Raw genomic sequence first — 25,249 nt, 5'->3', positions numbered from 1 at the left:
CTGCGCGGGTCAGGCGCTGGTGACGGCGCGGCCGGCCAGGGCGTCCTTGAGGTACGCCGGTCGTCCGTCGGCGGCGGAGTAGCGGGCGTCTGCCTCGTCGATGAGTCGCGTGGCCGGCCACGCGTGCCAGGCGAGCGACAGGATGCCCAGGGAAGCGCCGGCGTACAGCGGGATCGGGTTGCGCACGATGAACGCGAGGACGATGGAGATGACGATCGGCGTCTCGGTCAGGGCGAACCGGAGTATGAGCTCGGCCCGGAACCTCTCGAGCGACGCGCGACCCCGCTCCTCGGGGGTCTTTCTGGCGACCGGCCGCTTGGTGTAGCCCATGAGCTGCGCGAGCAGGAAGCCAGCGGCTGTGGCGGCGAACACCGCCAGGACCGGCCACCACGGCAGCGGGTCACGGTTGGGCCAGAGCACGAACGTGATCATGAGGGTGAGGATCACCGGGCTGACCAGGAGCGCGCCCATCGTGATGCGCAGCGAGGTGAGCGGTGAGGGACCGGGCGGAGCCGGAGCAGGCGAGGTCATGGGCCGCATCCTGCCAGCGGCCGGCGAAATATCCGTCGAGCCCACGTGGTTGTGGCGAGTAGCATGCAGGACGTCGTCCTCGACGATGCCGAGCGGGTGAGCCTGCGAGCCCGCGCGGAGGAGGAGAGGCGACCAGAACTGAACAGTGGTGACGCGCCCGTGCCTCGCGGGGGTGATCGGTTTCGACGCTGATCGCCGTTGCAGGGGAAGCGGGTCGAGGACGCACGGTCATCTCGTCAACGCTCCGTGCAAACCCAATAGGTGCCAATTCCAAGCGCACCGACTTCGCCCTCGCCGCCTGAGCGAGCCTCGAAGTCCGTCAGCCTGAGCTAGCTTCCGACTCAGTGCCTGGCGTCAGCTAGGGAGCTTGCTGCGCCGCCATGCCGAGGGGCGGCGCGGGACTCTTACTCGGCTGGGCCTGTCAGGGAACGTGTGCGTGCGAGCCCTGGGGCCGAGAAAATCCACAGCGCACTGCACCCGGAGAAGCCCTTCATCGCCGTCAGCGGACGCGGGTTCGATTCCCGCCACCTCCACCATCCACGGCCGGGCGCGTCGCCCTGATCAGTGACTGACACAATCTCCTCGTGCCTCCCGCGACCGTGGACTCCTCCGACCGGCATGACCGGCGTGCTCTGGGCGACGGAATCGCGTGGCTGCTGCTGGGGGTCGTGGTGCTCGTCGTGGGCGCCGCCGCCGGGTGGACCTCGCTGATCTTCATCGGCGCCTTCCTCGTCGTTCCCGCGCTGATCTCCCTGCTGATCCTGCGCCGCGGACGTCTCCGCAGCGTGCACGCCGACCCGCGAAACCCGAGAAGATGAGGGCATGACCAGTCCGTCGATCTCCAGCTCCCTGACCGTCCGCCTCGAGCTCCCCGGTCGACCGACCGCCGTCAGCGAGCTGTCCGGAGCCGTCGAGCGTGCCGGCGGGCTCGTCACCGCTCTCGACATCACCTCCTCCTCGAACGACCGGATGCAGGTCGACGTCACGCTCAACGCGCGCGACACCGACCACGGCGACCAGATCGTCGACGCGATGCGCTCGGTCGAGGGCGTCGTCATCGGCAAGGTGTCCGACCGCACGTTCCTGGTCCACCTCGGCGGCAAGCTCGAGGTCAAGCCGAAGGTGCCCATCCGCAACCGCGACGACCTGTCGCTGATCTACACCCCGGGCGTCGCCCGGGTGTGCATGGCGATCGCCGAGAAGCCTTCGGACGCAAGGAATCTCACGATCAAGCGCAACACGGTGGCCGTGCTCACAGACGGTTCCGCCGTGCTCGGTCTCGGTGACATCGGCCCGCTGGCCGCGCTGCCGGTCATGGAGGGCAAGGCCGCGCTGTTCAAGCGCTTCGCCGACATCGACGCCTTCCCGATCTGCCTCGACACCTACGACACCGAGGAGATCATCCGCACCGCCAAGGCGATCGCGCCGGTGTTCGCCGGCATCAACCTCGAGGACATCTCGGCGCCGCGCTGCTTCGAGATCGAGGAGCGGCTGCGCGACGAGCTCGACATCCCCGTCTTCCACGACGACCAGCACGGCACCGCGATCGTGGTGCTGGCCGCGCTGCGCAACGCGCTGCGCGTCGTCGGCAAGGAGCTCGAGGGCGTGCGCATCGCGATGAGCGGTGCCGGCGCCGCGGGCACCGCGATCCTCAAGCTGCTCATCAAGGCCGGAGCGCGTGACGTCGTCGTCACCGACATCAACGGCGTCATCCACCGTGAGCGACCCGACGTGAGCACCGGCAGCAACCCGCACCTGCAGTGGATCGCCGAGCACACCAACGAGCGCGGCCTGCAGGGCAACCTCAAGGACGCGATCCGCGGCGCCGACGTGCTGATCGGGGTCTCCGCCCCGAACCTGCTGACCGGCGACGACATCGCGACCATGGCCGAGGGCTCGATCGTGTTTGCCCTGGCCAACCCGGTGCCCGAGGTCGACCCCGCCGCCGCGGCGCAGCACGCCGCGGTCGTCGCGACCGGGCGCAGCGACTTCGCCAACCAGATCAACAACGTGCTGGTCTTCCCCGGCGTCTTCCGCGGGCTGCTCGACGCGCACGCCGACGAGGTCTCCGACGAGGTGCTGCTCGCAGCCGCCAAGGCGGTCAGCGACACCGTGCCGCGCGAGGAGCTCAACGCGGCGTACATCATCCCCAGCGTGTTCCACCCCAACCTCTCGGCGTCGGTCGCCGAGGCGGTCGAGGCGGCCGCGAAGGGCGAGCCCGCCGGGTCCTGAGCGGTGTGGGCCGCCACACATCGGCCCCGTTCGATTTCTGCCGGTGGCCCGTGCGCCGCTAGGCTGGTGACACCCCAGTACGCGATCTTGCGTTCGTTTCCTGTCTTTCTTCAGTTGAGCGCCGAGATCTTTGCCGCCTGAGCCGACTGCCTCCCTGCAGCGCTCCGACCCACGACGCGGCCGGTACTCAAGACACGAAGCGAGAGATCAGTGAAGTCCTCCAATCGTGGGCACAAGGCTGCCCCGAAGAAGGCCCGGTGGACCCGGGCGCAGAAGCTCGAGGCCCAGCGCGCCAAGGTGCGCAAGCAGGTGCGCGGTCGCCCGGGCGACCGCGACGACGCCCGCCGCGACGAGCCGCGACGTGACGACGCCCGCCGCGACGACGTACGTCGGTCAGCAGCCCGCGACGACCGTCGCCCCCCGCGGGGGGACCGGCGCGACGGGTACCGCCGCGACGACAGCCGCCGGGACGACGACCGGCCGCAGCGCCGGTTCGACCGGGACGAGCGTCCGCAGCGCAGCAACCGTCGCGACGACGACCGCCCGCAGCGGCGGTTCGACCGGGACGAGCGCCCGCGCCGGTTCGAGCGGGACGAGCGTGGCAGCCGGTTCGACCGGGACGACCGCCGTGGTGACCGCCGCGACGAGCGTGGTGACCGGTTCGGTCGGGACGACCGGCCGCGCCGCTTCGAGCGCGACGACCGCCCGCAGCGGCGGTTCGATCGGGACGAGCGCCCGCGCCGGTTCGAGCGGGACGATCGCGGTGACCGGTTCAACCGCGACGACCGCCGTGGTGACCGCCGCGACGAGCGCGGTGACCGGTTCGGTCGTGACGAGCGTCGCGACCGCCGCGACGACCGGTTCGACCGCCGCGACCGCTTCCAGCGCGAGGACCGCCCGCAGCGTCGCGACGACCGCGACGACCGCGCCCCCCGCCGAGAGGAGCGCGACACCCCGGCCGCGCAGACCGCTCCCGTCGAGACGCCGGCCGCATCCAGCGACGAGCCGATCGACATGCAGGACAACGGTTTTGCCGCGCTGGGCCTGCCCGACCTGATCGTCGAGCGGCTCGCCCGTGACGGCATCACCAAGCCCTTCCCGATCCAGGCGGCGACCATCCCCGACGCGCTCGCCGGGCGCGACGTGCTGGGCCGCGGACGCACCGGCTCGGGCAAGACGCTGTCCTTCGGCCTGCCGACCCTGGCTCGGCTCGCGGCGGGCGGCAAGGCCCGCCCGCACCAGCCGCGCGCGATCGTGCTGACGCCGACCCGTGAGCTGGCCATGCAGGTGAGCGACGCGCTCATGCCGCTGGTCCACGTGATCGGGCTGCGGCACAAGCTGGTCGCCGGCGGCATGCCGTACGAGCCGCAGCTGCAGGCGCTGCAGCGCGGGGTCGACCTGCTGGTCGCAACGCCGGGCCGGCTGATGGACCTCATCGAGCGCGGTGCCGCCGACCTGTCGCGCGTCGAGATCGCGATCCTCGACGAGGCCGACCACATGGCCGAGATGGGCTTCCTCGAGGCCATCACCGAGATCCTCGACCAGATCCCCGAGGGCGGTCAGCGGCTGCTCTTCTCGGCGACGCTGGACCGGGGCATCGACACCGTGGTCGACCGCTACCTCGTCGACCCGGTCACCCACTCGACCGACGACGGCACCGCCAGCGTGGCGACGATGAGCCACCACGCGCTGCTCATCGACCCCCAGCACAAGAAGGTGGTGACGGCCGAGGTCGCGAACCGGCCCGGACGTACGGTCGTGTTCTGCCGCACCAAGCTCGGCGCCGACCGCGTCGCGCGAGAGCTGCGCGACCTCGGTGTCGTCGCGGCCGCGCTGCACGGCGGGCTCAACCAGGGCCAGCGCAACAAGGTGCTGTCGGCGTTCAAGGACGGGCGGGTGCCCGTGCTCGTCGCGACCGACGTCGCCGCGCGCGGCATCCACGTCGACGACGTGGGCGTGGTGCTGCAGCTCGACCCGCCGGCCGACCACAAGGACTACCTGCACCGCGCGGGCCGCACGGCCCGGGCCGGTGAGAGCGGCACGGTCGTCACGCTGGCGCTGCCGCACCAGCGCAAGGTCGTCCAGCGGTTGCTCGACGAGGCCGGCGTGGACACCACGCTCGTGCGGGCCCAGCCCGGCGACGACGTGATCGCGCAGGCCGGTGGCAGCACGCCGAGCGGCGAGCAGGTCAGCGAGGACGACCTCTACCGCCTGCTGACGCCCAACCGGGGCCGGGCCGGCCGCGGCGGCGGCCGGGGTGGCCCGCGCCGCGGTGGCTACGGCGGGTCCGGTGGCTACGGCGGGCCCGGTGGTGGCGGCGGCTACGGCGGCGGTCGCCGCGGTGGCCCCCGCCGGGACGGCGAGCGACGCCACGACGGTGGCCGCTCGCGCGGTCCGCACCGCCCGCGCCGCGACGCCTGAGCGCGAGACCCCTCCCCAGGGGTCTCGCGCAACCGCGGCCGAGCCGGTAAAGGTATTGCGGTGGAGAACCTGACGGGGCGTCTGCTCGTGGCGGTCCCACACCCGGACGACGAGCCGGGGATGGGGGAGATGTTCGAGCGGAGCGTGGTGCTGCTGCTGCACCACGACGAGGACGGCGCGCACGGGCTGGTGCTCAACCGGCCCCTCGACGCCGACGTGGACGCCGTGCTGCCCGGGTGGCAGCCGCACGTGAGCAAGCCCGGCCGGCTGTTCCAGGGCGGCCCGGTGCAGCTGGACTCCGCGCTCGGCCTGGTCTCGATCCCCGGCGATGACACGACCATCGGCATCAAGCGGCTCTTCGGGTCGGTCGGGCTGGTCGACCTCGACGCGCCGCCCGTCGTCGTCATGCCCGAGGTCGCCGGCCTACGCATCTACGCCGGCTACTCCGGCTGGGAGGGCGACCAGCTCGAGCGCGAGATCCGCGAGGGCGCCTGGTTCGTGGTCCCCGCCGAGGCCGGCGACGCGTTCAGCCGCGAGCCCGACGCGCTGTGGACCGCGGTGCTGCGCCGCCAGCGCAGCACGCTGGCGCTGGTGTCGACCTTCCCGGCCGACCCGTCGCTGAACTGAGCGTCGCCGCGCGAGGCGGCGAGGGCGTACGTCGGGGTGGGCTCAGCCCTGCTCGTCGCCGCCGTCCTGCGGGGGCCGGAGCCCTTCGTAGATCTCCAACTATGGTTCAATCCGGCACATGAACCGAGAGCGCAAGAGCGAGTACGACCGGGCCTACTACCTCGACAACCGCGAGAAGATCGCTGAGCGCAAGGCCGAGTACCGACGCAACAACCGCGAGAAGATCGCCGAGTACAACGCCGAGTACCGGCGCAACAACCCGTCCGTTGAGAGGCGGAGTCGCGAGACGCAACGCCTGCGCAATGCCGCTATGGCGGCGGTGGCAACTCGCAGCGGCCAGCCTTGGACTCCGCACGAGGATGCCCGACTGCTGGCCTCCTCGCCGTTTGACACGGTGATCGTGGCGGCAGAGCTGGGGCGCACCATCGCATCCGTCAACACACGCCGCCGTCGCCTCCGCAAGCGCCTCGGTGCGGAATGACACGCAGACCGCCACGCGCCGGCAGGCCCAGCCGCCGAGCTGAGACCGTCACAGGCAGCGCAGAGCGCACCGTGGTGTACGCCCGCATCTCGCTGGACGTTGCGGGCGAGGGGCTCGGCGTGCAGCGCCAGGAGGCGGAGTGCCGAGCCCTCTGCGAGCGCAACGGCTGGGACGTAGCCGAGGTCTACACCGATAACGACGTGAGCGCGACCACGGGGAAGGTGCGTCCCGAGTTTGAGCGTCTCCTCGCGAGCAAGCCGAGCCGCGTCGTGGTGTGGCACACCGACCGCCTGGTGCGCAAGACGGCGGACTTGGAGCGCGTCATAGCCCTGGACATTCCCATCGTGGCCGTGACCGCTGGACACCTGGACTTGAGCACGCCGAGCGGGCGGGCCGTTGCCCGCACCGTGACGGCGTGGGCCACCTTCGAAGGCGAGCAGAAGTCGCTACGGCAGCAGGCCGCTCACCGTCAGCGCGTCGAGTCGGGGAAACCCTGGTGGTCGCACCGGCGCCCTTTCGGCTACACGGCCGAGGGCGAGGTTCACGAGACCGAAGGGCCTGCGCTGCGCAAGTGCTACGACATGGTGCGGCTGGGCTCGACGTACGCCGACGCCGCGCGCTACCTCAATGCCGAGGGCTTCACGACCACAGTCGGCGGTAGGCAGTGGAACGGCTCGAACCTGTCACGCCTCATGCGCGATCCCAAGTACGCCGGACTCATCCATTACAGGTATGAGGTTCAGGGTCGCGGACAGTGGGAGCCTATCGTCCCCGAGGAGGAATGGCGGGCAATCCTCGACCGCTCCGAGGTCATTGCGAGTGGCATGGCCCCGGCCCCGGCAGGTTCGCGAGTACGGTCGCTGCTCGGAGGTATTGCCCGCTGCGAGTGCGGCGAGCCGTTCAAGCGGACCCGACAGCACTCCAAACGCAAGGGCGGCGAAGTCTTGAAGACGTACGTCTATCAATGTCCGATGCACTGCACGTCGATAAACGCCGAATGGCTCGACACGCACGTTGCCAAAGCTGTCCTCAGAGCGGCCACGAGCCCCGCGTGGATGCTCGCCGCTGGACCGGAAGTGAGCGCGCCGGAGGCGGAGTCTGCCGCCCGTGAGGCGGTCACTCTGCGCGACCGGCTGGACGAGTTGAGCGAGGCGTTTGCCGCCGGGGAGATATCCCGCGACCAACTCGCAAGCGGTTCCGCGCCGCTGCGCTCCGCACTCGCGGACGCCGAAGCGCGAGCGCAGACGTACTACTCCGCAAGCCCGCTCGACCGGAAGTTCTCGCCCGCCGATTTGGTGGCCGCGTGGAAGTCGAACTCACTCACGCTAGAGCAGCGTCGCGAGGCGGTCGGTAAGTACGTCGAGCGCATCGAGGTGCGCAGGCGGACCAACCGGAACGAGCGCGCTAACGCGGGAATGGTCACGCTCACCATGCGTAAGCCCAACTAGCCAAGCACCACCCGAAACCGAAACACAGAACAGGGGAACTCGAGGAATGAAGATCGCACAGACCGCAATGCACACGGCGTTCGGATGCGCCCTGACCGGGGAGGGGCTACTCGTCGGTCCGCTGCCCGAGCAGGACGCCCCCGACCCACTCGACCCGCTGGGGCCGTGGCTCGGTGACGCAGACCTGGAACCCATGCTCGCCGTGCTCCGCCCGCTCGGCTGGGGCCTCACGCGGGAGGACGACGGCACGCCGATGCAGGTCGGCCGCGTTGGCGAGCGCCCGGTGTGGGGCCTGTGGCATGCGGAGCCGGTCGACGGCTGGGACGCGCAGCGCAACGCCGAGGCGCTGGACAGCCTCGCCGCGTCGGTGGGCATGACCGCGTTGTGACGTAACCGATCCCGCCGCGAGGTTCAGAAACGTCGAGCCCAACCCCTTATTTACAGGTGAAGGGCTGTTGCTCACGAGCGTGACGCAACTCATCGGCCTGACGGGTTCAGAAACCCTGAGCCCAACCCAGTATTTATAGATGTCGGGAGAGCTTGACTCACTCTCCCGCGCCCGGGGTATCCCCCTCCTCCCTTGGGAATAGGAAGCCCCCTCCTCGACCGCCATCACTTGCGGTTGGGGAGGGGGCTTTCGCTTGCCCTACCGAGTCAACGTCGTTGTTGACACCCATCCCGAATCCCAAGCCCGCGAAGGGAACGCGCACCCATGCCCGAACACAAGCCACCCATCCCCCTAGCTGGGGGCTGGCTCACCAATCGCCAGGCTGCCCTCGTCCTCGGCATCCGGCCACAGACTCTCCGCGTTTACCGCTCGCGGGGGAAAGGTCCCGTCTGGACGCTTACTGCCGAGCGCCGCGTGCTCTACCGGGAGAGCGACGTACTCGCCTACATGCACCAGCGCCGACGACGGTGCCGGTCATGACCATGAGAACGCCCGAGCTGTCGGAGAGGCCATTCGAGGCGTCGACCACCGAGGCTCCTACCCGAGTACCGGACCGGCCCGGAACTCCCGCGACACGCCGTGTGCGACACCGCCTCAGGGGTAGTGAGTGCAAATGCGCCCGGTGCCGGGAGGTATTCACCTCGCTAGCCGCGTTCGACCTGCACAGGGCATCCACCGTGGACGACCGACGAATCTGCCTCGACCCGGCGATTGTGCTCCGCACAGATGGAACGCCAGCGCTACGGCTGCGCGGCGATGGCCTGTGGGAGCGGGTCGCAGGACAGCGACGCGGTTAGCGTGTCGCGGCTAATCGCGAGATTCTCCCCGCTCACCCCCAATCACGAACTTGAAGGAGTCGAACATTGAACGAGAAGCTCACCGAGGAGCAGGTCATTGTCCAGGCCGTGAGGTCGGGTAACGACCCGAGCAAGGCGTTGAATGACTGGCGCCGGCGAGATTTCCCCGCGACCGTCGAGGCCGAGGAGTACGAGCCCGTTGGTCGAGGTGGACTCGATCCGCACGGCAGCGGACCGTACGACGCTTACGATCCGGTGGCCGAGGCGCAGCGGCACGGGCGGCGCGCGCGACGAGCGCTCGGGGACAGCCGGTGAACGCACCGACGTGCGCGGTCAAGGACTGCGCGCTGCCGAGACGCACGAGCGCGGCGATCTATTGCATGACGCACGATCGGGCCTACTGGATCAACGGGCACCCGCTCGACCTCGGCGGGCTGACCGCCACCGACAGGATGCGGCTGCGCGCATGACCGCAAGCGAGACGGTGCGGACGGTGATCTTCCCCGAGTGGCTGGCGACGGAACCCGCCGCGTGGCTGCGCGAGGTGGAACGACGCTCCCCGCACCCGAGCCGCATGCGCATCGCGCGCGCGTTCGCGCGGTCCCTCGATGCCACCGGCCACCAGATGAAGCCGACCGCACAGACCTACCTCGCCAAGGTGGCGGGAACGTCGGAGGCGGCGGCCAAGCGCTGGCTTGGATGGGCTCGTGACGAGGGACTGATCGAGCCGACCGGCGAGTACGTCGAACTCGTCCAGGGGAAGCGGCGGACGCCGATCTACACGGCTGCCGGTGTCGCCATCGAGCCACCAGCATCGCTGCATCACGAGCTGGAGGGTGCCCTCAGCGTCGATTGGTTCGCGCTCGCGAGAGGGTGCCCGTGGGGCGAGGCCGAACGCGACCGGGACGCCCACGAGTTCCCCGCAATGGCGGCCTAGACCGGCAAAAGTGACCCATACATAGTAGTTATCTTTCCCACCGGCGGAGTTGCTGAGGAAGGGCAGGACCAGCGCCCTACCCCTGAGCATCGACAGAGCACTGAGCGCGCAGTACGGATTGCCACCGGCAGGCAGCAGGCGAGCCCCTAGGCGAGCCAGCGCCAGCCTGCCCCGTGGAGTACCGCTCGGCGCGACCAGCGGCAGGGAGCACCCCGTAAGCCACAAGGTCGCCACGGCCTAGGGGCCTGAGCGACCGAGGTGCGCGGCACTCTCCGAGCCGCAACTCAGTACCTGAGGACCAGCGCCACATCGCACGCCTCACGTCGCACGGCTGTCGGTGTCGCGCCGCCGAAGGCACAGGCGCGAGCATCCGCGCACCGCTCGACGGACAGCGCTCAATGTGTCCTGAGGGCTGGAGCCCTACCTCTGCACGCTGTCTCTGCCGGTGCTCAGCACCCTGCCGGCGCGGGGGCTCTCAGCAACGACAGTGCTGCTCTCAACCCTGCCCGGTGGCCGCTGATCCTGCCGCTGATCCTCGACCCCCTGAGGTGCGGCACCCCTTCAACGCCAACTCGCCGGAGCCCATCACCGGGCTGCCGGTGCATCCGCAGCGCTCGGTGACGAACGCCAGCGCTGCCGACCCACGAACTCAACCCCAAGATGATCGGAGTCACAAGCATGCCCAGCAACACCAACACCCTGTCCACTGATATGGCGCAGGTCTCGCGCGAGTACGTCGCAGCCCTGGAGGAGGCCAAGGCGAAGCACCTCGCCGCCACCGATGCACGGATGAAGCGCCGCGAGGATGCCGCCGACAACCTTGACCGCGTGGAGGACGAGGCGGCCACCATCCGCAACACCCTCGACCGGCTGGAGAACGACGCCCGGAAGGGCAATGTCTCGCCCGACGCAGCGGCCGCGTACTCCTCGGCTCGATCCCAGCTCGACCTGTACGACCTCGCCGTCGAGGCGCTGGAGATGGCGTCCCGACCGCCCAAGGCGCTGCCTAACACGAGCGAGTCGGTCGCGGAGATTGTCGCCGGCGTGCTGCGCCGGGTGTACGCGCAGAGCGTGCCCGTCGTGACCACGATGGCGCCGAACGTCCCGGAGCCCACGCCCGAGCACTGCCCGGTGATCGTGGTCCAGCAGACGAAGCACGGCAGCACCAACGACGGCGGCCACATCCGCTGCGACGACGGCATCGCCATCCTCTATTTCCGCAGCCCGGTATACGCACCGCTCGACCCCTATGCCATCGTCCGGACCGGCGAAGACACCGAGACGCTGTTCGTCCCCGATGTCGAGGCCGACAACAAGTCCGGCGCGGTCCGCACTCCGCTGGAGAGCATCCCCGGCCTGACCGTCGTTCACGACAAGACCGGCAGCGACGTGGTGCGCGACTACTGGAAGATGCCCGCCGGCACGATCTACGCGCCACCCCTCCCGGTCCTGCCCGAGGTGATTGCACCGTCGCTCGCTGCCGAGAGCCTGGCAGAGCTGGCGCTCGTCGCGGTCAACCTCGACAAGCCCATGAAGATGTTCCCCATCGTCCCGGTGGGCGCCCCCGAGGTCACGGTTCGCAGGCGCGACGGCGTTCGGCGGGTTACCACGATTGGCCGCGTCCGCTTCACGGAGCAGCATGGCGGGCAGGTAGTGCGCACGACCATGCCCGGCCACGGTGGCGGCCTGGCGCGGTTGGACAGCAAGGGCCTGCACATCGGCGGCGCCGTCAACTACTCGCTCGCAGAGCGGGTCAACGCCGCCATCGAGAACGGCGACCTCACCGACCGCCTGACCGCCGGCATCGGCCGAGTGGTCTCGGTCTCCTCGAAGGTTACTGACACCGGCCTGGAGCTGACCGTCGTCTCGAAGGCCGCCTCCATCTGAGCAACACCCGCGCGAGACCGTCTCTGAGGCAACCTCAGTCCGCAGAATCCCCCGCTTACTGGCGGGGGATTTTCTGCGTTCCGGGCCTTTGCTCACGGGCTCCTCGGGTTGCGCGGGGGCGGAGCCTCTAAGACCACCCGGTCCACGCGCGCGACGCTGAGAGGGTCCCACCCCCCACCCTTGCCGCTTAGCACACGCACGCACACACGTCAAGGACCACACGCCGCCGTTAACGTGTCTGTACGCGATCCTGAGCGACGTTCTGCCCTCATGGGTAGGCGAGTGAGGGTAGGCGGCTTTCAACGCCTTAGAGAGGCTCTCAGCCGTTCGAGGCTTGCCCAAGCTTCTTCGAGGGACTCGGCGAGCCCCGGTCCTCCGGCCGGGCTCGATCGAGCACGCAGCGGCGACAACGCAGCACGCAACCACGGACACGAGCGCGAGCACGCGGCGCTACGGCGCAGCCGATGCCGCGCCCGGGCGCAGCACGCAGTGACACGGAGCGTGCGAGCAAGGGCGCAGCACGCAACGCGAAGGGAACGCGAGGAGCGGCTACTCGCCGCCCGTGTCGTCGTCGCCCGTTGGCCCTACTTGCTCATAGATCTCCTGGCAGACGGGGCAGACCGGGAACTTCTTCGGGTCGCGCCCGGGCACCCAGACCTTGCCGCACAGCGCGGTGACCGGCTCGCCGGACAGTGCGCTCTCGAGGATCTTCTCCTTGCGGACGTAGTGCGAGAAGCGCTCGTGGTCGCCGGGCTCCTGCTTCTGCTCCTCGACCTGCTCCCGCTCGAGCACGGCGGTGGTGGTGCTCGGCCCCAGCGGCTCGGGCTCGGGGACCTGGCCGGGGTCGGTGGGCTCGTTCAGCGGAGAGGACATGCGCTCCAGTGTAGGTCGGGCGGCCCGGGCGCACCTGCGCGGACGAGGCTCCCAAGATTCGGCGCGCGCAACGCCCCACGCCGTGGTGCAGGTGCCATACGTTGCGCGGACGAGCCCCCTCCCCGTGGGCTCCCGATGGAGGTCTACAGACTCATGATTCGTCGCACCATGCCGCTCTTCGCCGCTGTCGCCCTGGCCACCGGCGGGGCCGCGATCGCCGGTCCGTCGAGCCAGGCCGCGCAGCTGGCCGACAGCGGCTCGGGGTGGAAGTCCGCCACCGCGAGCAGCTGCGCCGACGACGCCCCCGCCAGCGCCAAGGTCCGCGGAGGGTCCTCCTCCAAGCACGACCCGAACGCGCTGAGCCAGGCCCAGCTCGACGCCCGCGAGAAGGCGTTCGGCAAGGACGCCGCCGCGAAGGGCCTGACGAAGCGCTCGGACGGTCGCCTCGCGAAGAAGCCGGGCAGCCCCACGGCGTTCACGCCCGTCGTCATCGACGTCTACTGGCACACGATCACCGACGGCACGCGCGGGGCCATCAGCGACGCCGAGATCGCCTCGCAGATCACCGTGCTGAACAACGCGTACGCCGGCTCGGGCTTCTCCTTCCGCCTCGTCTCGAGCGACAGCACCAACAACGCGTCCTGGTACAACGGGCTGGTCTCCGGCCCGCAGGAGCAGGCCATGAAGGCGGCCCTGCGCAAGGGCGACCAGGGTGACCTCAACGTCTACACCGCCGACCTCGGCAACGACCTGCTCGGCTGGGCGACGTTCCCGACGCGCAAGACCAGCAGCAACGACGGCGTCGTGATCCTCGACGAGAGCCTGCCCGGCGGCACGGCCGCGCCGTACAACGAGGGCGACACCGCCACCCACGAGGTCGGCCACTGGCTCGGGCTCTACCACACCTTCCAGGGCGGCTGCGGCGGCCAGGGCGACCAGGTCGCCGACACCCCGGCCGAGGCCTCGCCGGCCACCGGCTGCCCGGTCGGCCGCGACACCTGCACCGCTCCCGGCCTCGACCCGATCCGCAACTACATGGACTACACCGCCGACGCGTGCATGAACGAGTTCACGCCCGGCCAGGTGACCCGCATGCAGAACCTGTGGGTGACCTACCGCGCCTGACGCGCCGCATCACCCGCTCGATCGAGGGCCCCGTCACCGCTGGTGGCGGGGCCCTCGACCTGCGTTCGCCAGCCTGTCACCGGGCCCGGTTAAGGTTGCCCGCGATGTCTACGTCGGCTGCCTCCAACCTGTCTCCCGCGTTCCCCGAGCGTGCTGCGTGGGGCACCGCCGACAAGCTGCGCGCGTGGCAGGCCGAGGCGCTGCAGTCCTACGCCGAGCAGGCGCCGCGCGACTTCCTCGCGGTCGCGACCCCCGGCGCCGGCAAGACCACCTTCGCGCTGCGGGTGGCCACCGAGCTGCTGGGTGCGGGCGTGGTCGAGCAGGTCACCGTCGTCGCCCCGACCGAGCACCTGAAGACCCAGTGGGCCGACGCTGCGGCCCGGGTCGGCATCAACCTCGACCCGCGCTTCACCAACGCCCAGGAGCAGCACGCGACCGACTTCGACGGGGTGGCGCTGACGTACGCCGGGGTGGCGAGCCGCCCGGAGCTGCACCGCCGCCGCACCGAGGCGCGCCGCACGCTGGTGATCCTCGACGAGATCCACCACGGCGGCGACTCCCGGTCGTGGGGCGACGGGCTGCGCGAGGCGTTCGGCGCGGCGACCCGGCGGCTGAGCCTCACCGGCACGCCGTTCCGCTCCGACACCAACCCGATCCCGTTCGTGCGCTACGACGAGGGCGCCGACGGCGTGCGGCGCTCGGCGAGCGACTACTCCTACGGCTATGCCGACGCGCTGCGCGACGGCGTCGTGCGGCCGGTGCTGTTCATGGCGTACGGCGGGAGCATGCGCTGGCGCACCCGCGCGGGTGACGAGGTCGCGGCCCGGCTGGGCGAGGCGATGACCAAGGACGCGACCGCCGCGGCCTGGCGCACCGCGCTCGACCCGCAGGGGGAGTGGATCCCGTCGGTGCTGCGCGCGGCCGACCAGCGGCTCACCGAGGTGCGGCGGCACGTCGAGGACGCCGGCGGCCTGGTGATCGCGTCCAACCAGACCAGCGCGCGGGCGTACGCCCGGCTCCTCGAGGCGATCAGCGGCGAGAAGCCCACGGTCGTGCTCTCCGACGACGCGGGCGCGTCGGCGCGCATCGAAGACTTTGCCGGGTCGGACGCGCGGTGGATGGTCGCCGTGCGCATGGTGTCCGAGGGCGTCGACGTGCCGCGCCTGGCCGTGGGCGTCTACGCCACCTCGACCCAGACGCCGCTGTTCTTCGCGCAGGCGGTCGGCCGGTTCGTGCGCGCGCGGCGCCGCGGCGAGACCGCGTCGGTCTTCCTCCCCAGCGTGCCGGTCATCCTCGACCACGCGGCGTCGCTGGAGCGCCAGCGCGACCACGCCCTCGACCGCCCGGGCCCGGCCGGCGAGGACGCCGTGTGGGCCGAGGAGGAGGGGCTGCTCGCCGAGGCCAACCGCGAGGAGAAGGCCTCGGGCGAGCTGGAGCAGCAGTCGTTCCAGGCGCTGGAGTCCGACGCCGAGTTCGACCACGTGCTGTTCGACTCCCAGCAGTTCGGGCTGGGTGCCGAGGTCGGCAGCGAGGACGAGCAGGACTACCTCGGGCTGCCGGGGTTGCTCGAGCCCGACCAGGTGAGCCACCTGCTGCGCGAGCGGCAGACCAAGCAGGCCAGCAGCGGGCGCAAGCGGCGCGGGCAGGACGAGCCGGTCGCCGCCCACCGCGCGCTGGCCGCGCAGCGCAAGGAGCTGAACTCGCTGGTCGCGGCGTACGCCCGCAAGAGCGGCCAGGCGCACGCGGTGATCCACAACGACCTGCGCCAGCAGTGCGGCGGGCCGACCCTCGACCGCGCCAGCAGCGAAGAGGTCGCCGCCCGGATCGCCAAGATCCGCAACTGGTTCGTCGGCCGGCGCTGAACCGCGCTGGTCGAGTGCCGCGGGGCCATGCTGGTCGAGTGCCGCGGGGCCATGCTGGTCGAGTGCCGCGGGGCCATGCTGGTCGAGTGCCGCGAGGCCATGCTGGTCGAGTGCCGCGAGGCCATGCGGGTCGAGTGCCGCGAGGAACGAGCGGTGTATCGAGACCCGGGGGCGGGCGACACAATGGCGCCGTGGGCATCTTCGGCAGAGGCAAGGGTCAGGGCAGGAGCGAGGCGCGGCGACGCCAGGCGGGAGCCATCCAGGACTTCTGGCAGTGGTGGCAGGAGTCGGGGTCGCGCGACTGGGCCAACCTGGTCGGTGAGGGCACCATCCCCGACGCGGCGGTGGAGGACCTGTCCGGCCGGGTGCACGCCATCGACCCGGGGCTGTCCTGGGAGACCGCGGCCGGCTCGGAGTCGATGCACGTGCTGGTCGTGAGCCCGGAGGGCGACCCGGAGCTGCGCGCGGTCGCGCGCCGCTGGCGGGACGCCGCGCCGGAGGCCGACCTGGTCTGGTCCTACGCCGACTCCCGCCCGCCGGTCGCCGACCCGCAGGACCACGCGCTGGTGATCGACGAGCGGCGCTTCGAGGGCGGCCAGGTCGTGGTCGGGGTGCAGCGGCGCGGGTCGCGCGTCGACGTCGTGCTGCACCACCCGCTGTTCCCCGAGGTGCCCGAGCAGGTGCGCACCCAGGTGATGTTCCTGATGCTCGACGTCACCCTGGGCGAGCAGCAGACCGAGACCTGGATCGGCGAGCTGACGGCCAGCGAGGTGCCGCCGCTCGACGGCTTCGGGCTGACCGGGCTGCGCGCGGTCGTGCGCGACCTTGCAGCCGAGTTCACCACGGACACAGGCGAACCCGCGTGGGCGTTGATGGAGGGGAGCGGACCGCTGGGGCCGGTTCTCGCCGCCGCCGAGGTGCCGCTGGCCGCCGCCATGAACCCGGCGCTGTCCGAGCACGTGCTCGTCGAGGCGGCCTACGGCCACCGCAACGAGGCCGGCCTGCCGCTCGACCCCTCGCTCACCGAGCTGCGCGAGCTCGAGGAGGAGCTGCGCCGGGCCGCCGGCCCCGACGGGCGAGTCGTCGCGCACGAGTCCAGCGCGGGCGTACGCCGGCTGCACCTGTACGTCGACCCCGCCACCGACGCCGTGCCGCGCATCGAGCAGGCGGTGCGCGGGTGGGGCGGCACCGCGCGGGTGCGCACCGACGACGACCCGGGCTGGGCCGAGGTCGCGCACCTCCGCGGCTGACCGCGGCCGGGCGGTTGACGACGGCCGGCGGTTGGGGCGGCTGGCGGGCAGCCTCGCTCAGCGCTCGAGGCCGAGGGCCGACCAGGGCAGCGCGTGGGCGACCCGCCCCCGTTGGCCGCGGGTCGTCGTCGCCTCGAGCAGCGACCGCACCAGGGCCGCCTCGGCCGCCTCGAGCGAGGCCGCGAGCAGCGGGTCGAGCTCGTGGTCGGGGCGGGCCGGCGCCGGCGGTGCCGTCGACACGGCGAGGCCGTAGTCGCCGCTGCCGTGCGTGAACGCCGCGCCCACCCTGCCCATCGCAAGCACCCCCCGCTGCGCGACGCGGCGCAGCTGGCGCGCATCGACAGCGGCGTCGGTGACGAGCAGCACGATGCACGAGTTTCCTTGCGTGTGAGGCTCTTTCGTGGCCGCCGATGCTCGGCCGTGCGCGTCGTCGGGGCCGCCCGCACCCAGCACCGCGCCGGCCGCGAGGTCGAGGCTGCCGACCCGCAGGTCGCCCGAGAAGTTGGTCAGCGCGAGCGCGCCGACGGTCACCGCGTAGTCACCCAGCCGCGCGGTGCGCGACGACGTGCCGATGCCGCCCTTGTAGCCCAGGCACACCATGCCGCTGCCCGCGCCCACCGCCCCCTCGGCCGGGACACCGCCCTGTGCGCCGTCGAGCGCGGCGTGCACGTGGTCGGCCGTGATCGCCCGCGCGCGGATGTCGGACAGCCACCCGTCGTTGCACTCAGCCACGAGCGGGTTGAGCGTCGTCGTGGCCTCCTGGCCGGGCCGTCGCAGCACCCAGTCGACCAGCGCGTCGGCGGCGGCGAACGTCGACAGCGTCGAGGTCAGCACGATCGGCGTCTCGAGCGCGCCGAGCTCGACCAGCTGGGTGGCGCCGACGAGCTTGCCGTGACCGTTGCCCACCGCGAGATTGGCTGGGAGGGAACGACGTTCGCCCGACAGCTGGTCGAAGACGACGGCCGTGACCCCGGTGACGACGTCGTGCGCGCCGTCGGGAGCCGGCCCAAGACGTACGTCGGTGTGGCCCACGCGCACCCCGGCCACGTCGGTGATCGTGTCGTGCGGACCGGGAGGGCAGCCGTGCCGCAGCAGGGGGGTCAGGTCGGGGCGCGCCGCACGAGTCACGGGTCGACCGTAGCGATCCCGCCTCGACGCTAGCGTGGCGCTCCATGAGCCCGAGCCCTGAGAGCGAGCCGGCCGACCTCGGCGGCGAGACGTCGCAGACGATGGACCGTGGTCTGGCGCTGCTGCGGCTGCTCACCACGACCCGCTCGCAGGGCGCGACCGTCACCGAGCTGGCCACCGATCTCGGCGTCGGCCGGCCGGTGGTCTATCGGCTGCTCGCGTCGCTGGCCCGTGAGGACCTGGTCGCTCGCCGCGCGGACGGGCGGGTCGGGCCGGGCATGGGGTTGCTGCGGCTCGCGGTGTCCGTGCGCCCGCTGGTCGTCGAGGCGGCGGTGCCGCACCTGCGCCGGCTCGCCGACACCGTGCGCGCCACCGCCCACCTCACGCTGGCCGAGCACGGCGAGGCGCTGGCCGTCGCCGTGGTCGAGCCGACGGTGAGCGACCTGCACGTGGCCTACCGGGTGGGGTCGAGGCACCCGCTCGAGGCCGGCGCCGCTGGGCGGGCGATCCTGCTCGGGCGCGCCGACCGGTCGGGGGAGGACGTCGTCGTCACCGACTCCGAGCTGCAGCCCGGTGCGCACGGCCTCGCGGCGCCGGTGCGCGGCACGCCCGGGCTGGAGGCGTCGGTCGGGGTGGTGGCGCTGCACCCGCTCGACCCGGCGCGCGTCGGGCCGCTGGTGACCTCGGCCGCCGAGCGGATCTCGTTGGCGTTGCAGTGAATCGGCGTCGGACGGGTCCGCCGGTGGCTGAGCGGTCTCGCGCTAACCGGGGCGGCGGTCGGCCGGGGCCGGGGTGGCGCGACCGGCGCCGGTGGCCTGCACCAGCGGCCCGGTGCGGCGGGGGAGCAGCTCGGCCAGGGCGATGACGGTGCTCGTGCGGGTCACCATGCCGGTGCTCACGACCGAGTCGATGACCCGCTGCAGGTCGGGGTTGTCGCGGGCCACGACCCGCACCATGAGATCGCCGTCGCCGGTGATCGTGTGCACCTCGAGCACCTCCGGGATGCCGCGCAGGTGCTCCAGCAGCGGCTCGTGGCCCTCCTGCTGCCGGATGGCGAGGGTGCAGAACGCCGTCACCGGATAGCCCAGCGAGTGCGGGTCGACCGTGGGGGCGAACGAGCTGATCACGCCGCGCCGGACCAGCCGGTCCAGGCGGGCCTGCACCGTGCCGCGCGCGACGCCGAGCTCGCGCGAGGCGCCGAGCACGCCGATCTGCGGCCGCTCGGTGAGCAGGGCCAGGAGGCGGGAGTCCAGGTCGTCGATCGGCGCGGGCATGGACAAAGTGTATGGCGAGCTGGCGTCAAGCCCGCGCACTCTGCACAGGTTGCGCAGACGTACGGCGTCGTGTTGCCCGGTGGCGTGAGCGGGGCCACAGTGGCGGGTATGACGGACACCGTGAACCTCACCGAGACCGAGCGCGACGCAGACCTCGACCTCGATCAGCTCAAGCAGCTGGTCGGCCTCGTGGAGTACGACGGCGACAAGGACCCGTTCCCCGTCACCGGCTGGGACGCGATCGTCTTCGTCTCGGGCAACGCCACGCAGTCGGCGCTGTACTACCAGTCCGCCTGGGGGATGGAGCTGGTCGCCTACTCCGGCCCGGAGACCGGCAACCGCGACCACAAGTCGTTCGTGCTGAAGTCCGGCTCGATCAAATTCGTCATCAACGGCGCGGTCGACCCCGACAGCCCGCTGGTCGAGCACCACCGCAAGCACGGTGACGGTGTCGTCGACATCGCGCTCGAGGTGCCCGACGTCGACAAGTGCATCGAGCAGGCCCGCCGTGCGGGGGCGACGGTCGTGCGCGAGCCCGAGGACGTGACCGACGAGCTCGGGACCGTGCGGATCGCGGCGATCGCGACGTACGGCGAGACGCGGCACACCCTCGTCGACCGCAGCCGCTACACCGGCCCCTACCTGCCCGGCTACGTCCCGCAGAGCTCCACGCTGGTCAAGCGCGAGGGGCAGCCGAAGCGGCTCTTCCAGGCGCTCGACCACATCGTCGGCAACGTCGAGCTCGGGAAGATGGACGAGTGGGTCTCGTTCTACAACCGCGTCATGGGGTTCGTGAACATGGCCGAGTTCATCGGCGACGACATCGCGACCGACTACTCCGCGCTGATGTCCAAGGTCGTCGCCAACGGCAACCACCGGGTGAAGTTCCCGCTGAACGAGCCGGCGATCGCCAAGAAGAAGAGCCAGATCGACGAGTACCTCGAGTTCTACCGCGGGGCCGGCGCCCAGCACCTGGCCGTCGCGACCGGCGACATCCTCGCGAGCGTGGATGCGTTGCGCGCCAACGGTGTCGAGTTCCTCGACACCCCCGACTCCTACTACGAGGACCCCGAGCTGCGCGCGCGCATCGGCGAGGTGCGGGTGCCGGTCGAGGAGCTGCAGAAGCGCGGCATCCTGGTCGACCGCGACGAGGACGGCTACCTGCTGCAGATCTTCACCAAGCCGCTGGGTGACCGTCCCACGGTGTTCTTCGAGCTGATCGAGCGGCACGGTTCGCTCGGCTTCGGCAAGGGCAACTTCAAGGCGCTGTTCGAGGCGATCGAGCGGGAGCAGGAGCGCAGGGGGAACCTGTAGTCGCTCGCCGCGACCTCACGCGCCGGCCCCGGCGACGCCGCGCCCGGCACACCCCACCAGGTGTGCCGGGCGCGGCGCTGTGCGCAGTTTGCTGAGTTCGCGCTGAACAGATCGCTCTGATAGAGGTTGATTCCGCACGGCGCCGACGTACGTCGCGGTAGCCTGTCTGATTGTCGACAAAACTACGATCCAATCGAAGCCCCTCGGGAGGCCGGCAGATGAGTTCGAGTCCGACGACACAGCACACCGGAGAGCCCGAAGTTCCCAAGAAGGTGCTTCATCGGGCGATCGGCGCCTCCGCGATCGGCAACGCGGTCGAGTGGTTCGACTACGGCGTGTACGCCTACATGACCACCCACATCGCGGCGGCGCTGTTCCCCGAGGGTGACAACGCGGTGTTCTTCACCCTGGTCGGGTTCGCGATCAGTTTCCTGATCCGGCCCATCGGCAGCATGTTCTGGGGCCCGCTGGGCGACAAGATCGGCCGCAAGCGCGTGCTGGCCATGACGATCCTGCTGATGGCGGCCGCCACGCTGTGCGTCGGGCTGATCCCGAGCTACGAGACCATCGGCATCGCGGCCCCCGTGATCCTCTACCTGCTGCGCATCGTCCAGGGCTTCTCGGCCGGTGGCGAGTACGGCGGGGCCGCCACCTTCATGGCGGAGTACTCGCCCGACCGCAAGCGCGGGTTCTACGGCAGCTTCCTGGAGGTCGGGACGCTGGTCGGGTTCACCCTCGGAAACGGCATCGCGCTGATCCTGGTGAACGTGCTCAGCGCGGACGACCTGCAGAGCTGGGGCTGGCGCATCCCGTTCCTCATCGCCGCACCGCTCGGCCTGATCGGTATGTACCTGCGCTCGCGCATCGAGGACACCCCGGTGTTCCGCGAGCTGGAGGACCGCGACGAGACCGAGGACGAGGTCAAGGGCGTCTACAAGGAGCTGCTGACCAAGTACCTCCGGCCGATCCTCACCCTGTTCGGCCTGGTCATCGCGCTCAACGTCGTGAACTACACGCTGCTGAGCTACATGCCCACGTACCTGCAGAACAACCTCGACATGGAGGAGTCCGACGCGCTGCTCGTGCCGTTCTTCGGGCAGATCGCGATGGCCGTGTCGTTGCCGTTCTTCGGGATGCTGTCCGACCGCATCGGACGCAAACCGATGTGGCTGTTCTCCTGCGCGGCGCTGCTGATCGCGTGCGTCCCGATGTACCAGCTGATGTCGCAGAGCCTGGGCATGGCGATCGTGGCCTTCGCCGTGCTGGGAATCCTCTACGCGCCGCAGCTGGCGACGATCTCGGCGACCTTCCCGGCGATGTTCCCGACCATCGTGCGGTTCGCCGGCGTGGCGATCGGCTACAACGTGGCGACGTCGCTGTTCGGCGGCACCTCGGGTGCGATCAACGACCGGATGATCAACGCGACGGGCAACGACCTGTTCCCTGCGTGGTACATGGTCGGGGCGTGCGTGATCGGCCTGATCGCCGCGTTCTTCCTCATCGAGACCAAGGGCGAGTCGCTGCGTGGCACGGAGATCCCGGGCACCGAGGAGGCGCACCGCGAGCAGGAGGCGCTGGCGAAGTCCGAGGGCTGAGCGGCCTGCCCCGCACACGTTCGCGCCCACCCCGCTTCTCGCGAGGTGGGCGCGAACGTGTCGTCGGCAGAAGGGGATTCGGCGCTCAGAGCGCCGCGTCGACCGCCTCGGCCCACAGCTGCGCGGCGTCGTCGACCTGCTGCTCGCCCACGACGAGCGCGGGGATGAACCGCACCACCTGGCTCCACGGCCCGCAGGTGAGCAGCAGCAGCCCGAGCTCGGCCGCCTTGCTCTGCACCCGCGCGGCCGCCGCGCCGTCCGGCTTGCCCTCGGCGTCGCGGAACTCGTTGCCGAGCATCAGCCCCAGCCCGCGTACGTCGGTGATGGCGTCGTGCTGCCCGGCCACCTTCTCGAGCGCCTGGCGCAGCTGGGCGCCGCGCTGCTCCGCGTTGGCGACCAGGCCCTCGGACTCGATGACGTCGAGCGTCGCGACGGCCGCGGCGCAGGCGACGGCGTTGCCGCCGTAGGTGCCGCCCTGCGAGCCCGGCCAGGCCTTCTCCATCAGGGCGTTCGAGGCCGCGATGCCCGAGAGCGGGAAGCCCGACGCGAGTCCCTTGGCCGTGACGAGGATGTCGGGCCGGGCGCCGAAATGCTCACCGCCCCAGAACTTTCCGGTGCGCCCCCACCCGGTCTGCACCTCGTCGACGACGAGCAGGATCCCGTGGCGGTCGGCGCGCTCGCGCAGGCCGGCGAGGAATTCGGTGGAGGCCGGGACGTAACCACCCTCGCCGAGCACCGGCTCGACGAAGAACGCGGCGGTGTCGTCGGGCTGGGACAGCGTCTGCAGGGTGTAGTCGAGCTGCTTGAGCGCGAACGCGGTCGCCTCGTCCTGGCTCCAGCCGAAGTGGCCGGGGTCGGGGAACGGCGAGACCTGCACGCCGGCCATGAGCGGGGCGAAGCCGGCCTTGAACTTGGTGCCGGAGCTGGTCATCGACGCCGCCGCCACGGTGCGCCCGTGGAACCCGCCGTGGAAGGTGATCACGTTGGGACGGCCGGTCGCCTGCCGGGCCAGGCGCAGGGCTGCCTCGATGGCCTCGGAGCCGGAGTTGGTGAAGAACATCCGGTCCAGACCCTCGGGCAGCACCTCGCCCATCCGGTCGACCAGCCGCAGCAGCGGTTCGTGCAGCACCGTCGTGTACTGCCCGTGGATCAGCCGGCCGACCTGCTCCTGCGCGGCCGCCACCACGGTGGGGTGGCAGTGGCCGGTGCTGGTCACGCCGATGCCGGCCGTGAAGTCGAGATATCGCCGGTCGTCGGCGTCGAACAGATAGACGCCCTCGCCGCGGGTCGCCACGACCGGGGTCGCCTGCTTGAGCACGGGGGACAGCTGGGCCATCGTCGCCTCCATCCATGATTGATAGATTGTCGACAATCAGCCTAGGGCATGGCCCGCGAACAACCGGAAGGGATGACCGGCGGATGAGCACGGACACGCAGGCGACGGCGCAGACGCAGACCGAGGGCGGCCTCTCCGGCCGCGAGCAGCAGGTGGTCGACCAGGTCGAGAAGAGGCTGCTCGTGGGCGGCCGGTGGGTCGACGCCGAGGGCGGCGCGACGTTCGAGGTCGACGACCCCGCGACCGGGCAGGTGATCGCCTCGGTCGCCGACGCGACCCCGGCCGACGGACGGCGGGCGCTCGACGCCGCGGTCGCGGCGCAGGCCGATTTCGCGCGCACGACGCCGCGTGAGCGGGCAGATCTGCTGCTGCGGGCGCATGAGCTGTTGATGGAGCGGCAGGACGACCTGGCCCTGCTCATGACGCTCGAGATGGGCAAGCCGCTCGCGGAGGCGAAGGGCGAGATCGCTTATGCCGCAGAGTTTTTCCGGCACTTCTCGGGCGAGGCGCTGCGCATCGACGGCGGATACCAGACCGCGCCGGCCGGTGGCGCGCGGTTCCTCGTGACCAAGCAGCCGGTCGGCCCGTGCCTGCTCATCACGCCGTGGAACTTTCCGATGGCGATGGGCACCCGCAAGATCGGCCCGGCCCTGGCTGCCGGCTGTACGAGCGTCGTCAAGCCCGCGCACCAGACGCCGCTGTCGATGCTCGCGCTCGGGCAGGTGCTGCAGGACGCCGGCGTGCCCGACGGCGTGGTCAACATCGTGACCTGCCGCGACGCCGGCGGGGTGATGGAGCCGCTGATCCGCTCCGGCGACGCCCGCAAGCTCTCGTTCACCGGCTCCACCAAGGTCGGCAAGGTGCTGCTCGAGCAGTGCGCCGACAAGGTGCTGCGCACGTCGATGGAGCTCGGCGGCAACGCGCCGTTCATCGTGTTCGACGACGCCGACCTCGACGAGGCCGTCGCGGGAGCGATGCAGGCGAAGATGCGCAACATGGGGGAGGCGTGCACCGCCGCCAACCGAATCTACGTGCACGACAACGTGATTCAGCAGTTCGGCGAGAAGCTGTCGGCCGCGATGGCGCAGCTGGAGGTCGGGCGCGGCACCGACGACGGCGTGCAGGTCGGGCCGCTGGTCGACGAGGCCGGTCGCCGCAAGGTGATCGACCTGCTCGCCGACGCCACCGGCCGCGGCGCCACCGTGCTGACCGGCGGCGAGGCCCCCGACGGGCCCGGCTGGTTCTTCCCGCCGACGGTGCTCACCGGGGTGCCCGGCGAGGCGCGCATGGCGCACGAGGAGATCTTCGGCCCCGTCGCGCCGCTCACCCCGTTCAGCAGCGAGGACGAGGTGATCGCCGCCGCCAACGACACGCCGTACGGCCTTGTCGCCTACGTCTTCACGAACGACCTGCGGCGCGGGCTGCGCGTCGCCGAGGCGCTCGAGTCGGGCATGGTTGGCCTCAACCAGGGCGTGGTGTCCAACCCCGCCGCGCCGTTCGGCGGCATCAAGGAGTCCGGTCTCGGCCGCGAGGGCGGCAGCGTCGGGATCGAGGAGTTCCTGGAGATCAAGTACGTCGGAATCGCGATGTGACGGGCGCCGGGCTGGGCGGGGCCGGTTGGGTCCGGCCGGGCGGGGCAGGCCCTACGGGCCAACCATCCGGCCTCGCAGGCTCGGCCTCCCG

Annotated in this window: 23 protein-coding genes and 1 other RNA gene; 19 read left to right on the top strand and 5 right to left on the bottom strand. The window is 71.0% G+C overall.

Annotated features, from left to right (window positions below; all coding sequences use genetic code 11):
• Window positions 1-9: 9 nt before the first annotated feature.
• On the bottom strand, window positions 10-531 hold the full coding sequence (locus FB554_RS09885) for a hypothetical protein (protein ID WP_142005804.1): 522 nt from the start codon (window positions 529-531) through the stop codon (window positions 10-12).
• A gap of 168 nt (window positions 532-699) precedes the next feature.
• Here FB554_RS09885 and ssrA point away from each other — a divergent pair.
• The 12 genes from ssrA (at window position 700) to FB554_RS09825 (ending at window position 11,809) form a co-directional block, all read left to right on the top strand.
• Window positions 700-1,067: a transfer-messenger RNA gene (gene ssrA / locus FB554_RS09880) on the top strand.
• 48 nt (window positions 1,068-1,115) lie between these two features.
• The gene (locus tag FB554_RS09875) at window positions 1,116-1,349 is read left to right on the top strand and encodes a hypothetical protein (RefSeq protein WP_142005803.1); all 234 of its coding nucleotides are present in this window, start codon (window positions 1,116-1,118) and stop codon (window positions 1,347-1,349) included.
• Between the two features lie 4 nt (window positions 1,350-1,353).
• Window positions 1,354-2,763, top strand: coding sequence for an NAD-dependent malic enzyme (locus tag FB554_RS09870; RefSeq protein ID WP_142005802.1), 1,410 nt, complete (start codon window positions 1,354-1,356; stop codon window positions 2,761-2,763).
• Window positions 2,764-2,973: 210 nt separating this feature from the next.
• On the top strand, window positions 2,974-5,184 hold the full coding sequence (locus FB554_RS17120; protein WP_170206840.1) for a DEAD/DEAH box helicase: 2,211 nt from the start codon (window positions 2,974-2,976) through the stop codon (window positions 5,182-5,184).
• Between the two features lie 60 nt (window positions 5,185-5,244).
• Entirely contained in the window at window positions 5,245-5,811 is a 567-nt protein-coding gene (locus FB554_RS09860; RefSeq protein WP_142005801.1) for a YqgE/AlgH family protein, read from the top strand.
• Window positions 5,812-5,929: 118 nt separating this feature from the next.
• Window positions 5,930-6,292 (top strand): hypothetical protein, encoded by a 363-nt coding sequence (locus FB554_RS09855; RefSeq protein ID WP_142005800.1) that lies wholly within the window; start codon window positions 5,930-5,932, stop codon window positions 6,290-6,292.
• 74 nt (window positions 6,293-6,366) lie between these two features.
• Entirely contained in the window at window positions 6,367-7,740 is a 1,374-nt protein-coding gene (locus FB554_RS09850) for a recombinase family protein (protein ID WP_170206839.1), read from the top strand.
• A 46-nt stretch (window positions 7,741-7,786) separates the two neighbouring features.
• The gene (locus tag FB554_RS09845) at window positions 7,787-8,128 is read left to right on the top strand and encodes a hypothetical protein (RefSeq protein WP_142005798.1); all 342 of its coding nucleotides are present in this window, start codon (window positions 7,787-7,789) and stop codon (window positions 8,126-8,128) included.
• A 324-nt stretch (window positions 8,129-8,452) separates the two neighbouring features.
• Complete coding sequence (locus FB554_RS17935; protein ID WP_142005797.1) at window positions 8,453-8,668, top strand: helix-turn-helix domain-containing protein; 216 nt, start codon at window positions 8,453-8,455, stop codon at window positions 8,666-8,668.
• 383 nt (window positions 8,669-9,051) lie between these two features.
• Window positions 9,052-9,300: a hypothetical protein gene (locus FB554_RS09835; RefSeq protein WP_142005796.1), complete on the top strand. Its 249-nt coding sequence runs from the start codon at window positions 9,052-9,054 to the stop codon at window positions 9,298-9,300.
• 151 nt (window positions 9,301-9,451) lie between these two features.
• Window positions 9,452-9,922 (top strand): hypothetical protein, encoded by a 471-nt coding sequence (locus FB554_RS09830; RefSeq protein WP_142005795.1) that lies wholly within the window; start codon window positions 9,452-9,454, stop codon window positions 9,920-9,922.
• Window positions 9,923-10,600: 678 nt separating this feature from the next.
• Complete coding sequence (locus FB554_RS09825; RefSeq protein ID WP_142005794.1) at window positions 10,601-11,809, top strand: hypothetical protein; 1,209 nt, start codon at window positions 10,601-10,603, stop codon at window positions 11,807-11,809.
• 549 nt (window positions 11,810-12,358) lie between these two features.
• Here FB554_RS09825 and FB554_RS09820 read toward each other — a convergent pair.
• A complete protein-coding gene (locus tag FB554_RS09820) occupies window positions 12,359-12,682 on the bottom strand; it encodes a DUF3039 domain-containing protein (RefSeq protein WP_142005793.1) in 324 nt (107 codons plus the stop codon).
• A gap of 153 nt (window positions 12,683-12,835) precedes the next feature.
• On the opposite strand from FB554_RS09820, the gene FB554_RS09815 reads away from it, so the two are divergent.
• The 3 genes from FB554_RS09815 (at window position 12,836) to FB554_RS09805 (ending at window position 16,919) form a co-directional block, all read left to right on the top strand.
• Complete coding sequence (locus FB554_RS09815) at window positions 12,836-13,807, top strand: zinc metalloprotease (protein ID WP_142005792.1); 972 nt, start codon at window positions 12,836-12,838, stop codon at window positions 13,805-13,807.
• Between the two features lie 104 nt (window positions 13,808-13,911).
• Window positions 13,912-15,669 carry a DEAD/DEAH box helicase gene (locus FB554_RS09810; protein ID WP_142005791.1) on the top strand — a complete coding sequence of 586 codons (1,758 nt, stop codon included), beginning with the start codon at window positions 13,912-13,914 and terminating at the stop codon, window positions 15,667-15,669.
• Window positions 15,670-15,860: 191 nt separating this feature from the next.
• Complete coding sequence (locus FB554_RS09805; RefSeq protein WP_142005790.1) at window positions 15,861-16,919, top strand: DUF695 domain-containing protein; 1,059 nt, start codon at window positions 15,861-15,863, stop codon at window positions 16,917-16,919.
• Between the two features lie 57 nt (window positions 16,920-16,976).
• Here the strand turns inward: FB554_RS09805 and FB554_RS09800 are convergent, their stop codons facing one another.
• Entirely contained in the window at window positions 16,977-18,047 is a 1,071-nt protein-coding gene (locus FB554_RS09800) for a P1 family peptidase (RefSeq protein WP_142005789.1), read from the bottom strand.
• A 44-nt stretch (window positions 18,048-18,091) separates the two neighbouring features.
• On the opposite strand from FB554_RS09800, the gene FB554_RS09795 reads away from it, so the two are divergent.
• Window positions 18,092-18,766, top strand: a complete 675-nt coding sequence (locus tag FB554_RS09795) for an IclR family transcriptional regulator (protein ID WP_142005788.1) — start codon at window positions 18,092-18,094, stop codon at window positions 18,764-18,766.
• A gap of 42 nt (window positions 18,767-18,808) precedes the next feature.
• On the opposite strand, the gene FB554_RS09790 is transcribed toward FB554_RS09795, so the two are convergent.
• Entirely contained in the window at window positions 18,809-19,321 is a 513-nt protein-coding gene (locus FB554_RS09790; RefSeq protein WP_142005787.1) for an Lrp/AsnC family transcriptional regulator, read from the bottom strand.
• A gap of 108 nt (window positions 19,322-19,429) precedes the next feature.
• Between FB554_RS09790 and hppD the strand changes: the two genes are divergently transcribed.
• Both hppD and FB554_RS09780 read left to right on the top strand, forming a co-directional pair.
• The gene (gene hppD / locus FB554_RS09785; protein WP_142005786.1) at window positions 19,430-20,635 is read left to right on the top strand and encodes a 4-hydroxyphenylpyruvate dioxygenase; all 1,206 of its coding nucleotides are present in this window, start codon (window positions 19,430-19,432) and stop codon (window positions 20,633-20,635) included.
• A 218-nt stretch (window positions 20,636-20,853) separates the two neighbouring features.
• Window positions 20,854-22,230, top strand: a complete 1,377-nt coding sequence (locus tag FB554_RS09780; RefSeq protein ID WP_142005785.1) for an MFS transporter — start codon at window positions 20,854-20,856, stop codon at window positions 22,228-22,230.
• Between the two features lie 85 nt (window positions 22,231-22,315).
• Here FB554_RS09780 and FB554_RS09775 read toward each other — a convergent pair whose 3' ends face one another.
• Entirely contained in the window at window positions 22,316-23,566 is a 1,251-nt protein-coding gene (locus FB554_RS09775; RefSeq protein WP_142005784.1) for an aspartate aminotransferase family protein, read from the bottom strand.
• A gap of 83 nt (window positions 23,567-23,649) precedes the next feature.
• On the opposite strand from FB554_RS09775, the gene FB554_RS09770 reads away from it, so the two are divergent.
• Entirely contained in the window at window positions 23,650-25,158 is a 1,509-nt protein-coding gene (locus FB554_RS09770) for an NAD-dependent succinate-semialdehyde dehydrogenase (protein WP_142005783.1), read from the top strand.
• Window positions 25,159-25,249: the final 91 nt, after the last annotated feature.

The sequence above is a fragment of the Barrientosiimonas humi genome (assembly GCF_006716095.1).
GTDB classification, from domain to species: domain Bacteria; phylum Actinomycetota; class Actinomycetes; order Actinomycetales; family Dermatophilaceae; genus Barrientosiimonas; species Barrientosiimonas humi.
The sequence above is the reverse complement of the archived record's forward strand: the minus strand, read 5'-3'. Positions and strand labels throughout refer to the sequence as shown.

Coding starts and splice junctions, on each gene's coding strand:
- FB554_RS09770 (WP_142005783.1), top strand. CDS start 23,650: ATGAGCACGGACACGCAGGCGACGGCGCAGACGCAGACCGAGGGCGGC.
- FB554_RS09815 (WP_142005792.1), top strand. CDS start 12,836: ATGATTCGTCGCACCATGCCGCTCTTCGCCGCTGTCGCCCTGGCCACC.
- FB554_RS09870 (WP_142005802.1), top strand. CDS start 1,354: ATGACCAGTCCGTCGATCTCCAGCTCCCTGACCGTCCGCCTCGAGCTC.
- FB554_RS09780 (WP_142005785.1), top strand. CDS start 20,854: ATGAGTTCGAGTCCGACGACACAGCACACCGGAGAGCCCGAAGTTCCC.
- FB554_RS09830 (WP_142005795.1), top strand. CDS start 9,452: ATGACCGCAAGCGAGACGGTGCGGACGGTGATCTTCCCCGAGTGGCTG.
- FB554_RS09845 (WP_142005798.1), top strand. CDS start 7,787: ATGAAGATCGCACAGACCGCAATGCACACGGCGTTCGGATGCGCCCTG.
- FB554_RS17935 (WP_142005797.1), top strand. CDS start 8,453: ATGCCCGAACACAAGCCACCCATCCCCCTAGCTGGGGGCTGGCTCACC.
- FB554_RS09885 (WP_142005804.1), bottom strand. CDS start 531: ATGACCTCGCCTGCTCCGGCTCCGCCCGGTCCCTCACCGCTCACCTCG.
- FB554_RS09825 (WP_142005794.1), top strand. CDS start 10,601: ATGCCCAGCAACACCAACACCCTGTCCACTGATATGGCGCAGGTCTCG.
- FB554_RS09855 (WP_142005800.1), top strand. CDS start 5,930: ATGAACCGAGAGCGCAAGAGCGAGTACGACCGGGCCTACTACCTCGAC.
- FB554_RS09790 (WP_142005787.1), bottom strand. CDS start 19,321: ATGCCCGCGCCGATCGACGACCTGGACTCCCGCCTCCTGGCCCTGCTC.
- FB554_RS09795 (WP_142005788.1), top strand. CDS start 18,092: ATGAGCCCGAGCCCTGAGAGCGAGCCGGCCGACCTCGGCGGCGAGACG.
- hppD (WP_142005786.1), top strand. CDS start 19,430: ATGACGGACACCGTGAACCTCACCGAGACCGAGCGCGACGCAGACCTC.
- FB554_RS09775 (WP_142005784.1), bottom strand. CDS start 23,566: ATGGCCCAGCTGTCCCCCGTGCTCAAGCAGGCGACCCCGGTCGTGGCG.
- FB554_RS09810 (WP_142005791.1), top strand. CDS start 13,912: ATGTCTACGTCGGCTGCCTCCAACCTGTCTCCCGCGTTCCCCGAGCGT.
- FB554_RS09820 (WP_142005793.1), bottom strand. CDS start 12,682: ATGTCCTCTCCGCTGAACGAGCCCACCGACCCCGGCCAGGTCCCCGAG.